The organism is Sulfitobacter sp. PS-8MA, assembly GCF_040933935.1.
Classification (GTDB): domain Bacteria; phylum Pseudomonadota; class Alphaproteobacteria; order Rhodobacterales; family Rhodobacteraceae; genus Sulfitobacter.
The window spans coordinates 570,543-585,000 of record NZ_JBFQYJ010000006.1 but is presented as its reverse complement, the minus strand read 5'-3'; the positions used below and the strand labels follow the sequence as shown (position 1 = coordinate 585,000).

Below are 14,458 nucleotides of genomic sequence, written 5' to 3'. Positions count from 1 at the left end.
CGCCCCTATGACCTCATCCTTGGAACGGCGCAGATCCACCGGGGCGGAACCCGTCCACCATGTCACTTCAAAGTTGATCGACGAATCTGCAAAGGCCTGCGCGAAGACCTGAATCGGATGTTCGCCCTGCTCTACTGTCTCGCAGCCCTCTACCGCCTTGGTGATCACGCTGCGCGCCTCATCGACATCCACGTCATAGGCGACGCCGCAAATGACGCTGACCCGGCGGTGCTTCTTGTCGGTCCGCACATAGACCGGGTTTTTGAACAACATCGCATTGGGAACGATAACGAGCTGTCCATCGGTTTGACGGATATGGCTCTCGCGGATGGCGATATGCGCGACCTTCCCCTCGATGCCTTCGCATTCGATATGATCGCCCATGCGCATCTCGCGCCGAAAGAGGATGATGATGCCGGCAAGAAAGTTCTCGAAAACGTCCTTGAAGGCGAAACCGATGGCGACCGAGCCGATGCCGAGCCCGGCAAGGATGCTCGCCGGGGTGAGGCCGGGAAAGACGATCACTGCGGCGATCATAATGCCAAAGACCCAGATCGCGATGGAGGTCAGAAGAATAAAGAGATCCTGAAGGCTTTGGCGCAGGCGGGTTCGGCCCATCCCCCGGCGCATCAGGCTGCGCCCCCCGGCGGCCAGCGCCCATGTCAGGATGAGCACAAGAATGGCCACGCCGATCTGCGGCAGCAGCGCGATCGTGTCGCGCGCGATCTCAGTGACCTGCCGCCACATGATCTTGATAGGCTCCAATGGGTGCTCCCTCTCTTGCCGGTCAGGCCGGTTCACAAGAAACCGAGCCGTGCTGGATATCTTTGTAGCCCGAACCCTTTGCCGGGCAAGACTGGCCGAAGCCTGGGGGCGCGCTAAGGTTATAGGCCTAGATGAGCAAGGAGGCGCCTTAACCGCGGGGCATTCATATGGATATTATTCGGATCATCGTCGCCATTCTTCTGCCCCCGTTGGGGGTGTTCCTACAAGAAGGGCTAGGAAAGCACTTTTGGATTAACATCATCCTAACGCTGCTGGGCTATCTGCCGGGCATCGTTCATGCGCTCTATATTATCGTGAGACGCTAGGGGGTCGGAAACACTTTGCCCCCGGCGCGTGAACCGGGGGCAAGTTCTGTCTTAGTCGGACAGTTTGTCCTTGGCGTCGCCGACGCCTTTTTGCACTTTGCCTTCGGCCTGATCGGCCTGGCCTTCGCGCTTCATGTCTTCGTTACCCGCGGCGTCGCCGGCTTCTTCTTTCAGCTTGCCACCGATGTCTTTCGCTTTGCCTTTGGCTTGGTCTTCGTTCGCCATGTTGTCTCTCCTTTATCTTCGTAAAGAAGCAACGTGTGTGGCGCAAATGAGTTCCGTCGCGCTGCGCGGCGGTTGCGCGTTTATGCGCGACGCGGGGAGGGTGTAGTGGTTTAGGTAAGGTAAAAATGGCGCCCGGGGCGGAGGACATGGCGTCAGTGCGCCTAGCTCGCACGTCTCAAATAGGAGCAGCCTGTTGAGCAATACCGTCAAAGAAGTCAGCATGAAGCTGGGCTATGAGGTCACGGACCTCGATGCCCTGTTCGAAAGAGCCGAGGTTGCGTTGGAGCGGCTTAGAAGACAGACCGTCGCAGAATCCGGGGAAAGCACCGACAGGCTGTACGCCCAGCCCATGGATCAACTCATGCAGACCGAGCTTCACGACCCTGCCAGCGGCAAGTTGCAGCCTAGCCTGTGCATCGCCGTCATTCTCGACGAAATGATGTCAGACGTTCCCGGCACCGAGCTTGTTAACACCGAGGCAGGTCCATTCGAATAAGCCGTCTTCAAGAGCCGCACGAGGGGCGGACGAGATCGCAACACTCATCTCGCCCCACTCACCAGCTTACCCATCCATTTTCTAAGGACGTCACGCGGATAGCCCCTCCCGTAAGCCTGCCCAACACCATCTGTCTGCCAACTACCAAGCTGATCCACGATGTCGGCGGGACACTCGACGGCACGGAGACGATCTCTTAGCGAATGCCGGAAACTGTGCATGGTGCAACCCGACGGCACCATCGGTTTCATCCATTTGTTCAATGCCGCACTGGCTGAGTTGGCGTGGTTTGCCCGCTCTTGTTGTAGCGAGGGAATGCATGGACGCCCCCTGAGGCTGCACTGTGGATGCGCCTCCCTGCCCAAAGAGCCTTCCCGACCAACGGCACCTCTCGTGTGCTCCCTGCAGTCTTCAAGCGTCTCCATGGATGCTCTCGAATCAAATCCATTCCAGTCTCATTCAAAAAACCATCGGCTTGCATTCGCTCATCAGGTGAGAATTTGCGCCACAATGTATGAATTAGTTTATGCCCCACTTCGGAAACAATGTCGATGGCGGACGCGAAATGATCGACATCCACCTTAAGTTTGACCCCTACTTGGTGCTTGGACTTTCTTCCGTATCTTGCGCAATTCTTAAGATACTGCTCAGAGACAACGCCACCAGTGTGCGTTAACAAGTTACGCCGCTCACACAACTCGATGAAATCAGGCCAAACATCGAGGCCCTCTCGCAATTTTATACCGAACTTCTTTTCCATCCACAAAAATTGTTCGTGGTGGCTATTGCGAATAACGCTCTCGATCTCATCACTTATAATGCTATCTCTCACCGACGCAAGACTGCTAAGCACAAGGAGATCAGAGAACTTCACCTCCCTATCAGAAGTGAAAATAGTTTCCGGCTTTTGTTTAAAAATTACCCGCAGTAGGTCACTTAGAATAGCATCATATGAACTAATAATGCCGATTGTTGAGATTGTTGGAAGATGTCCTGCGCCCTCAACTATAGCCTCAGCACGATCAGTGTGGCGTTTTACTTTACCAAGAGCATGACCTGGAAGGGAATAAACATGAATTTCTTCCGTCGATAAATCTTCCCGCCTGGTTCCCCGAGAGATGGCAATCGCTTTAGCATTATTGCGAAGCATAATGCTTGCGAAAAAAGGTGCGAATTTGATGGTATCAACGACCGACTTTCGGTACATTAGCATTGCGTGTGAGAATGCCCGCTCAACGTCCTGAAAACTCTCCGGAAATGGTGACCGGGCATCCTTCTTCTCAGAATCGAGATGTCTGCCGTTCGGGCCATCTTCTGTTTCAGAGCTTTCTTTTCTATCTTTAGAAAAAATCTTTGTTACTATATCTTTATTAATCTTGCCGTGGCGGAGCGCGTGACCTTTAATTTTACCGTCCACCTTATTTATTACAATGAAGAAATCGTCATCCGACATATTTGCCCTCTCCTACCGGTTCCGCGCCAATTGGGCACAAGGCGCCCCTTGCTTTCCGTCTAGGGTCAGGATGCATTGAGCGTCCGGCATTCAACATACAAACCTGCCAAAACCACGCGGATTTTGGCAGGTTATTTAAGAAAGTGGTTTCTAATTATAGGTGGTTAGCCGCAATACTTCTGAAGTCCCCACTGTCCTTCAATTGCCGCAGGCCTTGGTTGATCCTGCGTAGAATTATTCGACTATTTGGATTTGACCTCATTCCTACAGCGCGTAGAGTTTGGACCGTCGATAAAGTGTCCTGTTCATCTACCAGATCACGCATGTTAAGTTCGTCAATAATTTGATCAGCGGTATCGGCATTCACGGTTACTAGATCAACTTTTCCGTCGCGAAGGAGTTCAAAACAGTCCGTAGCAGTTGTTGGGGACTCTCTTGTAATCTTGTCGGCTGTAAGTCCAAAAGCTTCTAGATCATGTGTAAAAAAACCCGCAGGTCGACATATCGTCAGACCCACAGCATCGGAAGGCTGATTTATATCAGGGGCGCTTTTGGGGCCGTACGCAGTAACAACGATTTCGTGTAATGGATCCGAAAACCGAAGATTATCGCATCTCCATTGTGACGCCTCTCCCAAAAGATCGTATTTATCGCAGTCAGGACGGAACCAAGGGTAACCGATGTCGTATAGGCCATCACTCAACAGAGGCTGTAGATGTGATCCCCAGTCGTTGATGACATCAATGCGATAATCTGCCTCTTGTCCCTTAGACTGCAAAGCTCGATTTAGAAGTTCGGTACTGAAGCCACCGTTAGGTAGGTCCTTCCCTACGTATGGGGCGTAATTACCGCCTGTCAAAAGACGGATATTGTTTGACGTGCCGCTAGAAATGGCAGCCAGCTGATTGGTGCCTGATCCATCCGCACATGGTATATAAAGATCAATCCCAATAGGGACCACATTAACACTCCTGAGCTTGCCGGGGTTTACCGAAAATATTTTTTGATATGCCGACGGGCTACCGTATGCCCGTTCAGCAATACGAGACAACGAGTCGCCTCTTTGTGTCGTATAAGTCGAGTCGCAAGATATTTCTTGCGCGGTCGCTGCAAGAGGCGCTGAGACCATCAAAGCTATCGCTAGTAAACTGTATTTTATCATTTTAAGCCCCTGTTTTAACATTCGTGATCCATTATGCGTTATAGATTAGAGAATATTATGTTGTCTGTCGAGCTTCATGAAGTCTATCGAGATTTGGAAAGTGTTGAGGCGCCGGATGGGCCCTCGAGAAGGGGTAGCCTAATTAAGCCTTCAGCTTACCTAGGGTCAGGATTCATAACCAGTAGATGACGATGGCGGCGAGGGCGATGGCCGAAAGGAAGACCTTCGGGCATCGGTCATATCGGGTGGCCACACGCCTCCAGTCCTTAAGTCTTCTGAACATGATCTCGATGCGATTGCGCTGCTTGTATCTCCGCTTGTCGTATTTGACCAGCGTCTTGCGCTTCTTCCGGCCTGGGATGCAGGCGCGTATCCCCTTGTCCTGCAACCCTTCTCTGAACCAGTCAGCATCATAGCCGCGATCTCCGAGTAGCCATTTGACCTTTGGCAAGCCGCTCAGCAGGACCCGTGCGCCGATGTACTCACTGACCTGTCCGGCGGTGACGAACAGGTCGATCGGTCGTCCCTGACTGTCGCAGATGGCGTGTAGCTTCGTGTTCATGCCGCCGTTGGTTCGGCCGATCAGGCGACCACGCCCCCTTTTTTGGCGGCCGTACTGGTCGCCGTTCGGTGGGCTTTGAGATACGTCGCGTCGATCATTACGGTCGTTTTCTCGCCGTGTTCTGCCGCGAGCCCGGCCATCATCCGCGCGAAGATGCCTTTCTCGCTCCACCGCTTCCACCGGCTGTAGAGCGTCTTGTGAGGACCATAGTCAGCAGGCGCATCGCGCTACCGCAAGCCATTGCGATTGATGAAGATAATCCCGCTCAGCACCCTCTTGTCATCAACCCGGGGCTTCCCGAGTGACTTTGGAAAGAAGGGAGCCAGACGAGCCATCTGCGCGTCGGTCAGCCAGAAAAGATCGCTCATTTCACCGTTCCATTTTCCGAGCGGTGAATCATTCTGTTCGAGCGAAATCAATGCATCCTGACCCTAGGTTTGCAGCCTTGTCGTAGTCGATGCAAGAGCAACCAAGTGTATTTCCGGGCAGCGCCGATCGCGTCTCACAAGCGCAGACGCATCAAACTCATTATTGGCTTCTGAACGACGACATTTGCCCAGCTTAAAGGCATCTCGCACATAACACAGCACCAGAAATGATCGTCTAATTGACTACCCCGAACCTTCGAAAACGCCGAGAAGGTTTTTCTGCCTGAAGTAACACAGTTCAAGGCATGACCGACTTTGTTTGGAGGTCACTACTTGGCTGCGGCGTTCGTTTCTAACACTGTTAGCGTGGCGATGACAGGTATAGCGATCTCGAGATTTGGTGTGGATATCCTCGTAGATGGTGCAGAACGTTAAGCGTACTTTGGTTAGCATCAGTAACCAGAATGACGCTACCAACGTAGAGAGAACTAGTGCTCCGTCATCAAAAACGATGTTTCAAAAGCTGAAGTTTATCCGTCGAAATGATTCTGTAAGGAGTACTCACAGCGCAATCGCCATCAATCTACCACCATAAACACTAGGTCATTGTCTAAGCGACATAAATCTAGTTAAGTGTCGTCGGATGGTAAGTTACTAATATCTCGTGGTTTTTCCGACCACCAACCAAGCTCAAACGAAGTATCGCCGACCTCAAAAGTTCTTGCATTTAATCACACTGAGCTATGAATATTCCTTGGCCACAACCCATAAGGGAGTTTTCCGCAAAACGCTAGGCGTCTTCCCATGTGAAGAGAGTAGACTTAATGGCAATTCGCCAGGAGCCTTATAGCTTACACCATGAGCAGTGCGACCAGGCCCATGATGCGGCGCTAAGTCGGCAAAAGCGGAGATTACTAGAAACTGACGTAACCGATAAACCTTTTGCCGACTAGCGCTCGTCCACGCTTGCAGCCTCAATGACTACGCTTTCAGGTAATGCACCCTGAAACTTGATAGCGCCCCGCACTCGATAATGCTTGCTGGGAGACAAACTTTCGTCGCTATAATTGGAATCATATTCTACAGGCACCAAATATCTGTAGCCATCGGGCCTAAAATGCAATTCAGTACCTGCAAATATCGCAACCCCCGTGAGCTCTCCGCGACGAGCCTTATCAACAAGCATTCTATCCTCTAATCTAGAGGGGTGTTCAAAGAGGGTTGCGCCAGGAAAATCTAAGGCTGGAAACTCGTAAACTTCCTCCGCAAGCTCTATATTTTGTATAGCACCTCTCAACTTGGCAGCCTTCTTTCTATCCATCATCAGGACAGAAGCCTGCGATGTAACTAGCTGGATTAATTCGACGTCATGGTTCTCTATGAGATCTATGTTTGCTTTAGCTAGCGGAGATACTTTCATTTCATCCGGGCTCGTAGCACTGCTAAGTCCAGCCACCACCGCACCAACCAACATCGTACTAGCGGCGGTTGCTTGAATTGGACTAGAAGCGAATTCTTTGCCGATGGCCCCTCGGACACCCTCGAGGACCCGAGCGACAACAACAAGGCTACCGTCGTGAGTAGCCGTAACTTGGAGAATGGCGCCTCTATTTTTAGCAACTGTCGACGCTCGGCTTAAGAAAGCACCTAAAGCTTTTGCTTCGACACCGTTCTCACAGGAAAAATAGAATGCTAGTTCCTCAGGAGCAAGACCAGCGCCGACTTCATTTAATTTCATACTCCCTCGTACCCCCTAGGGGGTAAGTGCGGCCCCCAGCCATTTTCTTGCCCGCAGAGCTCTGCAAAAGCAACATGGAATGGCTCAGCTCAGAGGATCGCGGCACAAAGCACTTCCAGGAAACAACCTTCCAGAATTGGTTGTCGCCCATGCCGACATGCTAGAAGCCGTATAAGACAAATCAACGTTTGTCGGTTACGGAGAGGGCAGAATGGCTGAATATGTTGTTTATTATCGGGTTTCGACGGAACGACAGGGGCGGTCCGGCCTAGGGTTGGAAGCACAGCGGGCAAGGGTTCAGCAGTTCCTTCAGCCCGCCGACAACGTGATTGCCGAGTTTACCGAAATCCAATCCGGCAAGCGCGACGACCGGGCCGAGCTGTGGAACGCGATCAACCTCGTCAAGAAGACCCGATCCAAGCTCCTGACACCGAAGTTGGATCGGTTCTCCCGGAAGGTGTCATTCATATCGAGAATTATTGACCAGGGAATTGAGCTGGCCGTCTGCGAACACCCGAACGTCTCAACGTTCTTCTTGCATCTGTTGGCCTGCTTCGCCGAGGAGGAGCGCCGCCAGATTTCAGAACGCACCAAAGCGGCGCTCAGAGCCGCCAAGAAGCGGGGAACTGTGCTTGGCCGGAATGCCCAAGCCTTGGCGGCGCAACGGCGGCTAGAGAAGCAGGAATTCTTCGAGACTGTGCGTGCCGAGTTCGAGCGGGCGATTGCCGACGACGGATCATTTTCTGGGGCTGCAAGGCTGCTGAACGACCGTGGCGTGAAGACAGCTAAGGGCGGGAAGTGGTATCCGCAAACCGTCAAAAATTACCTCTCCGGCAATGCAGGCAAGCTACCGTCTCACGGGGAGGCAAAGTCATATCTGCATTCTCCACATCCAAACTGAACGCCGCCTTCGGTGTAAGGAACTGCTCCATGTCCAACTCGGGGAACAGCCTCTCCTTGATGTATCCCAGCAGCTCTACGGTTTTGGCTGTCCGCGGCACCTGATGCGGCACGAAGGCTGTCTTCTTCCTAGCATTGTCCACATCGACCTTCGTGCAAGGAATGCCAAAGCTATCATTCAGGATGCGGGCAAAGTCTTTGACCTTGAGCTTGTGGTCCGAAGTGATGCCGTCGCCGCCGCTGAACGACGCCACGTTGATTTTGTGTGTGCCCGCCTTCCGCAGTTTATGCGCTATGCTCAGGTCCCGGCGGAGGCGTTTCAGGACACCATCTTCTTTGGCGATGTAGGCCCCGGCAGGCCCCTGTGCTGCTAGCTTGCCCTCAAAATACTCAGCCCATGTTTGGTAATCAGCAAGCGACTTCAGGCAATGCGGGGTCTGCTTGTTGTAGTCCGCCCAGATGTCACGCGAGGTGTTGAACTGATCCACTGTGTCCCATGGCTGAGTCGAGAATGCCAAATGGGTGCGGCTTTGCCCGCCGACGTTTGTGACAGTCACGTCTCCCGCCGCCGCTGGCCTGCGTTTCCAGTCGAATTCCATGGACAGGCGTTTGGTCATGGTCTTGTCTACGAAGTCCATTCCCTGCTCATACATCTCCCGGATGCCTGCGCCCATCGTCACCGTCAGCGTATCGATAGGTTTGCGATCAAAGAACAGATCGACGATTTTGTCATTCTGCTCCGTCTTGGACAGCATGGCATCCAGCTTGATCCCGCCCTTGGCCAGCACCACCCGCTCATCTTCTTTGGGCAACATACCTGTGCCGTCCCAGTCGGAAGCTTCAGACTGGCGCAGTGTGGCTTGCCCTCTGGTCCGCCATCCAACAGGTTGGCGGATGATGTGTTTGACTTCATAGATGCCCCATTGAGCGGCCAGCTTGATCCGGGAGTCCAGATACCTGCGGTCTAGCTGACCCTTTGCAGCCGCCGTCATTTGCGCATCTGTGGCCGTAGTCAGAAACCCATCTGTGGTGACGCTGAATATCTGCACGTCCGGAGGCAGGGCGTTCATGATCTCGCTGAGCACGCCCCGGCAGAAAGCCGTGATAAAGGCAGCATAGACCGGGTTGGTGATCTTGCTCGGCCCCAGCCGCTTGGTATCAGCATCCCTCAGATCATATATCCGGCGCTCCCGTAGACCCTGAGCCGTCTTGCCGTATGTGGAATTTACCAGCTCCTTCCAGAACAGATTGTCCAGGGTCTTCTTTGGGTGCTTGGCGCGCTGGTCGATGCAATGACGGGCGAAGTCGAGAAACGGCCGCTTGGCGTGGCCGCCATATTCCCTGACGCCATCATCTCTGCGGCTGATAACGCGGTCAGAATCGATCCGCCGACCCTCCACCAGTTCGATCTTTGCCCCTAGCTGCTTGGCCAGCAGGATTTCACTGATATGGGTCGTGCTGTTGCCTTTGCGGGGAAACAGCAACCCGTTTTCTGTGCGCACTGGCAGGCCCGGGTACCGGACGTCTTCCGGGAACTCAAAGTTCACATTGGCAAAGGCCAGGTCTTCGACCGTCAAACCGGGACCCAGCAATTCTTCCGTGCTGGCGATGGGTGTGATGGTTGACCAATCAGGCTCCCCGATGAGCGCCATGGCAGATGGATATGCGCTGGCCAGATCATAGTCATACCAAACACCTTCCGGGGCCGGGCCAAACCAGAACTGCTCATTGCGCCCGCCATGATAGCACTCGGTGAAAAAGTCCTCGCTCCAAAACAGCTTCGGCAGGGACTTAGGCTCAGTATTGGTCACATAGCGCTTTGTCTTGGCGTTCCACCGCTTCTCTGCCACCATCTCTTTGCCGACGATTTCAAGCGGGTCGAGCCCTTGGGACTCCCAGTGCGCCTGGATCAGATCAACACCGATGGACGTCAATGTCACCGGAAGTTTGAACGCCCCGGTCTTGACAAAATACAGCCGGATCATGCGGATAGTGTATTGGGCACAGACCTCTGCATCGCGGATGGCATAGTCCCGGAACAGCGGCCAGTTGGCTTCCAACAACTCCCTCATGTTTTCCTTGTAGTGCTGTTCCTGCTTCGGGTCGTCAGATAGCTTCAGCTTCTCATAGCCAAGGATTTCCCCCAGCTTGGCGAGGCTTTTGGCCCCAGTGGGCGCAAGAGCAATTGTGTCCCGGATTAGGACATGCAGCCTGATTGGCTTGAGCTTGTCACCCCGCTCGAGGTTGACCTTGATATCCTTGCTGACATTCATGAACAGGTTGCGGATATTGTCTAAGTTCATGGCTTTCCGGGACTTCTCCTCCTTGAAGTCAGAAAACCCCGGCACGTCTGCCCGCGTGAAGTGCGCGACCAGATAGACATTCACCGGCAGCCTCAGATTGGGGTGCGTCCTAAACCCGTCCCGCAACGCATGTTCCAAGAACTCAACCAGGGTTAGCCGGTCGTCATCTGATGGCCCCGGCGGCAGCACAATGCCAGACCAATGCGGCTCTGCACCTGCATTGCCGGGGGTAATGACATGGCAGCTATACTGGTAAGACAGCACCAGATTGCGGACTTCGGCTAGGCCATCCGCATTTACAATTGCCTCCCGCTGGTACTCCGTGTCGAAGCCGATCACGAGATAGCGAATTTGCTTCGAGTTTGGCCTGTTCTTGGGGTAAAACTGATCAGGCCGGAAATTGACTTTGGCTTGCATGGGACTGTGAATCGGCGTGCGAAATTGACCCACTTGGGTGGGTTATGAGCGTGCAAAATTGACCCACCTGCCACGTTAGCATCCGCGCTGAATAGCGCGGAGGAATGAGCAGGTGATATTGATGGAAAGTGTATCGAAGATCCGTCGTTGGATATTGGTTGAGGGTCGCAGCATCCGATCTGTGGCGCGGGCAACCGGTTTGTCGCGGAACACGGTGAAGAAGTATCTGAAGGACGACAGTCCACCGAGCTATCAACGGCAAGCGCCACCGACCCGGCATAAGCTGTGCGATGGATTTGACGCGCGGCTGCAAGAGCTTTTCGAGCAGGATCACAAGCGCCCGCGCCGGGAGCGGCGGACGGCCACGAAGCTTTACGAACAGCTCGTCTCGGAAGGGTATACTGGGTCCTATTCTCCGGTTCAGCGATTTATCCGAGACCTCAAACGTGCCGATGCTGGATCGGGAGAGGCGTTTATCCCCCTGCATTTTGCTGCCGGTGATGCGCTCCAGTTTGACTGGAGCGAAGAGCGCGTTATTCTCGGTGGTGTCGAGCAGAAGGTAAAGGTTGCTCACTTCCGCCTGTGCCATAGTCGCAAACCTCTTATCGTAGCCTATCCCGGCGAGAGCCAAGAGATGGTGTTGGATGCTTTTGTACGGGCGCTGTCCTTCTACGGCGGGGTTCCGCGACGGGTGATCATCGACAATCCCAAAACGATGGTGACCTATGTCTCCCGCTCGAAGGACCGGGTGTTCCATCCGCGGTTCTTGGCGTTGATGAACCATTATGTGATGGAGCCGGTTGCCTGCACCCCCGCGTCGGGTTGGGAGAAAGGTCAGGTGGAGAACCAGGTCCATTTTTTACGAGGCCGATTGTTTGTTCCCATGCCAGCTTTTGATGATCTGGATGGGCTGAACAACTGGTTGCGTCTGCGCTGCGAGGAATTGGCAAGCCGCGCCCATCCTGATCAATCGTCCCGCACGATTGCGGAGGTTTTTGAAGATGAGCGCGCCGAGCTGCGCCCCCTGGGGCGGGCTTTTGATGGTTATGTGGAAAAGACGGTGCGGGTCCGTTCCACCTGCCTGGTTCAATATGCCAGCAATCGCTATAGCGTGCCTTCCCGGTTTGCAGGCCAGCATGTCTCCTTGCGCGCCTATGCGAGCCGGATCGTGCTGGTGTCAGGCCAGGACGTTATTGCCGAGCACAAGCGTCGCTTCACCCGCAACGTCAGCTACTTTGAGCCTTGGCATTATGTTCCTCTACTGGATCGCAAGCCCGGCGCTCTGCGCGACGGCGCCCCTTTTGTGGACTGGCAACTGCCTGAGGCCATGCATCGGATCAGGGAGCATTACATGGCTGGCAAAGGCGGGGACCGGGAGTTCGTCGATCTGCTTCTGCTGGCCCAGGACCACGGAATCGAGGTGGTGGAGACGGCCTGCGAACTGGCAGTTGAACAAAACACGTTGCGCCTTCCTGCCATCACCAATTTGATCAACCAGTTGGTGGAGCCAATCATCACGCCGTTGAATGAGGGTAATGTCTATCCGCAGCTGACCGTGCGGCCCGAGGCCGACTGCAAGCGCTATGAGGCGCTCTGCTCGGCCGAGGAGGCTGCCGCATGAACGCTCTCATCGACCAACTCACCGCCTTGAGGCTGCATGGAATGGCAGCTTGCGCCCATGATTTGCTGTCCGCGCGCAAGCCACCAAGTCTGACCACAGCGATAAAGCAACTGATCGACGCGGAAACTGTAGAGCGGCGAGTGCGTTCCATCCAGTATCAAATGCGCATCGCGAAGTTCCCCCATCATAAGGACTTCGCCACCTTCGATTACGGCGCGGCCGCGGTGAGTAAGGCCCAGATCGAACCCTTCTGCTCGGGTCAGTTCACCGAAGAGGCGCACAACCTCATCCTGGTCGGCGGAACCGGGACAGGCAAAACTCACATCGCCATCGCGCTTGGAACCACATTGATTAACAACGGCAAGAAGGTCCGCTTCTTCAACGCGGTCGATCTGATCAATGCCCTGATCAAGGAACAGGCCGACGGCAATGCCGGGAAGATCATCCGGCAGCTGTCTGCCCTGGATTGCGTCATCATCGACGAGTTAGGCTACATCCCGTTCCCGAAATCCGGCGGCGCGTTGCTGTTCCACCTGATCAGCAAGCTCTACGAGAAAACCAGCGTCATCATCACCACCAACTTGGAGTTCGGGGAATGGGTCGCTGTCTTCGGTGATGCCAAGATGACAACTGCGCTCTTGGATCGCGTCACGCACCACTGTGCCATCATCGAAACGGGCAACACGTCATATCGCTTCGCTCAGAGCAAAAGTCGCAGAGAAAAATAGCCACGTCGCAAGCAAAGCCCCCAGACGGACTCGCTATATGAGGGCGGTCCGCCTGGGGGCTTTGTCACCCAATAGGCGGGTCAAAATTAAACGCTGAAACCGGGTCACTTTTAAACGCTCATTGACACCGAAAGAGATCAAATCGGCGCAGGGGTTGGGGAAAGCAGCTCTGATCGGTGAAGCCGTAGAGAAGTTGATCGCAACCGATGAAGCTAAGCGCGAATACCTGGCAAAAGCGAGGGCTGTGTCGCGGGTCTACAAGGCGATCCTACCCGACAGATCATCGACAGAGTTTACGGCAGATGCAGTGCTGGTTTCGGTTCTTGCCGAGCGTATACGATCACTCATGCCGAGGCCTGACATCAGTGCAATAATGCAGGACGTCGAGGACTTGCTGGATCGCTCAGTGGCTCCGATACCTTACGAGACCCCTGAAGACGCCGAAGCAATAGACATAAGCCAGATCGACTTCGACAAGCTCCGCGCCAAGTTCGACACGGGGAAACAGCGAACCGAAGCGGAACGACTCCGCGCCCTGCTCAGCCAGAAACTAACGGCGATGGTTGCCAGAAACCCAACACGGGCTGAGTTTCTCGACCGCTTCCAGAAGCTGATCGACAGTTACAACAGTGGCAGTCAGAACATTGAAGCCTTCTTCAGGGCGCTGGTTCAACTGGCTGAGGACCTAACCGCCGAAGAACAAGAGGCAATCCGTGAGGGTTTGAGCGAAGAAGAAAACGCCGTTTTCGACATTCTTACCAAACCGGAACCGGAGCTAAACGAGAAGGAACGAGATCAGGTCAAGGCGGTTGCGAGAGATTTGCTTCAGGTCTTGAAGGACGAAAAGCTCGTGCTTGACTGGACTAAGAAAGAACAGGCTCGTGGGGCTGTGAGGCAAGCCATCGAGATTGCGTTGGATCGCGGACTTCCTGATGCCTACGCAGAGGACGTCTTCAATAAGAAGTGCGATATTCTCTACAGGCACGTCTTTGACGCCTACCAGACCGGGCGAGAGGGCATCTACGCAGCAGCCTGAGAGTTAGGGGCCACCATTAGAATAATGGTAACTCCCAATCCGAAAGGCTCCCTATGTGCTACAATGAACTTTGCTGCGCAGAAGAATATGAACACCAACCTAAAACCGCAGAACGTGCTTTTGACCCTTGGAGAATCCCTGTCACGCCAGTCGGGCAGAGGTATCTTCGAGAAGTCATCGAGTTGATCGAAGACTTTGAGATTGAAACATCGATCAGAAACCGGAGGCGAAAGGTAAAGGATCAGGTCATATATTGTGAACAAGCATGCAATTTTGACCCCGTAGAGGGGTGATCGGCGTCCAAAAATGACCCCCTTACACTGATGTGGATAATGCCCCCGAGGCTATCGGGGAGCAC

General features: G+C 54.0%; 12 protein-coding genes and 1 pseudogene (1 of these 13 running past the window's edge). 6 read left to right on the top strand and 7 right to left on the bottom strand.

Annotation, left to right across the window (positions count from 1 at the left end):
* Window positions 1–765, bottom strand: the 5' portion of a protein-coding gene (locus tag AB4M76_RS06775) for a mechanosensitive ion channel family protein (RefSeq protein ID WP_368441037.1). It extends 114 nt beyond the left edge of the window; 765 of the gene's 879 nt are visible here — the first part of the coding sequence; it begins with the start codon at window positions 763–765; its stop codon lies beyond the left edge, outside the window.
* 167 nt (window positions 766–932) lie between these two features.
* Here AB4M76_RS06775 and AB4M76_RS06770 point away from each other — a divergent pair, with 167 nt between their 5' ends.
* Entirely contained in the window at window positions 933–1,091 is a 159-nt protein-coding gene (locus AB4M76_RS06770; RefSeq protein WP_368441036.1) for a YqaE/Pmp3 family membrane protein, read from the top strand.
* A gap of 51 nt (window positions 1,092–1,142) precedes the next feature.
* On the opposite strand, the gene AB4M76_RS06765 is transcribed toward AB4M76_RS06770, so the two are convergent.
* Window positions 1,143–1,316 carry a CsbD family protein gene (locus tag AB4M76_RS06765; protein ID WP_368441035.1) on the bottom strand — a complete coding sequence of 58 codons (174 nt, stop codon included), beginning with the start codon at window positions 1,314–1,316 and terminating at the stop codon, window positions 1,143–1,145.
* Window positions 1,317–1,509: 193 nt separating this feature from the next.
* Between AB4M76_RS06765 and AB4M76_RS06760 the strand changes: the two genes are divergently transcribed.
* The gene (locus AB4M76_RS06760) at window positions 1,510–1,812 is read left to right on the top strand and encodes a hypothetical protein (RefSeq protein WP_368441034.1); all 303 of its coding nucleotides are present in this window, start codon (window positions 1,510–1,512) and stop codon (window positions 1,810–1,812) included.
* Window positions 1,813–2,071: 259 nt separating this feature from the next.
* On the opposite strand, the gene AB4M76_RS06755 is transcribed toward AB4M76_RS06760, so the two are convergent.
* The 4 genes and pseudogenes from AB4M76_RS06755 to AB4M76_RS06740 all read right to left on the bottom strand — a co-directional run bounded on the left by AB4M76_RS06755 (window position 2,072) and on the right by AB4M76_RS06740 (window position 7,095).
* The gene (locus AB4M76_RS06755; protein WP_368441033.1) at window positions 2,072–3,265 is read right to left on the bottom strand and encodes a hypothetical protein; all 1,194 of its coding nucleotides are present in this window, start codon (window positions 3,263–3,265) and stop codon (window positions 2,072–2,074) included.
* A gap of 154 nt (window positions 3,266–3,419) precedes the next feature.
* Window positions 3,420–4,448, bottom strand: coding sequence for a transporter substrate-binding domain-containing protein (locus tag AB4M76_RS06750; RefSeq protein ID WP_368441032.1), 1,029 nt, complete (start codon window positions 4,446–4,448; stop codon window positions 3,420–3,422).
* A gap of 151 nt (window positions 4,449–4,599) precedes the next feature.
* Window positions 4,600–5,357 (bottom strand): annotated as a pseudogene (locus AB4M76_RS06745) (IS5 family transposase).
* 949 nt (window positions 5,358–6,306) lie between these two features.
* The gene (locus AB4M76_RS06740) at window positions 6,307–7,095 is read right to left on the bottom strand and encodes a hypothetical protein (protein ID WP_368441031.1); all 789 of its coding nucleotides are present in this window, start codon (window positions 7,093–7,095) and stop codon (window positions 6,307–6,309) included.
* A gap of 211 nt (window positions 7,096–7,306) precedes the next feature.
* On the opposite strand from AB4M76_RS06740, the gene AB4M76_RS06735 reads away from it, so the two are divergent.
* Window positions 7,307–7,996, top strand: a complete 690-nt coding sequence (locus AB4M76_RS06735) for a recombinase family protein (protein WP_368441030.1) — start codon at window positions 7,307–7,309, stop codon at window positions 7,994–7,996.
* On the opposite strand, the gene AB4M76_RS06730 is transcribed toward AB4M76_RS06735, so the two are convergent.
* Window positions 7,911–10,715, bottom strand: a complete 2,805-nt coding sequence (locus AB4M76_RS06730; protein WP_368441029.1) for a DNA polymerase — start codon at window positions 10,713–10,715, stop codon at window positions 7,911–7,913. The genes AB4M76_RS06735 and AB4M76_RS06730 overlap by 86 nt on opposite strands.
* Before the next feature lie 121 nt (window positions 10,716–10,836).
* Here AB4M76_RS06730 and istA point away from each other — a divergent pair, with 121 nt between their 5' ends.
* The 3 genes from istA (at window position 10,837) to AB4M76_RS06715 (ending at window position 14,100) form a co-directional block, all read left to right on the top strand.
* Window positions 10,837–12,336 carry an IS21 family transposase gene (gene istA, locus AB4M76_RS06725; protein ID WP_368440290.1) on the top strand — a complete coding sequence of 500 codons (1,500 nt, stop codon included), beginning with the start codon at window positions 10,837–10,839 and terminating at the stop codon, window positions 12,334–12,336.
* Window positions 12,333–13,064, top strand: coding sequence for an IS21-like element helper ATPase IstB (gene istB / locus AB4M76_RS06720; RefSeq protein ID WP_108485421.1), 732 nt, complete (start codon window positions 12,333–12,335; stop codon window positions 13,062–13,064). Before istA ends, istB begins: the two co-directional genes overlap by 4 nt.
* A 121-nt stretch (window positions 13,065–13,185) precedes the next feature.
* On the top strand, window positions 13,186–14,100 hold the full coding sequence (locus tag AB4M76_RS06715) for a type I restriction enzyme endonuclease domain-containing protein (RefSeq protein ID WP_368441028.1): 915 nt from the start codon (window positions 13,186–13,188) through the stop codon (window positions 14,098–14,100).
* The last annotated feature ends 358 nt before the right edge of the window (window positions 14,101–14,458 follow it).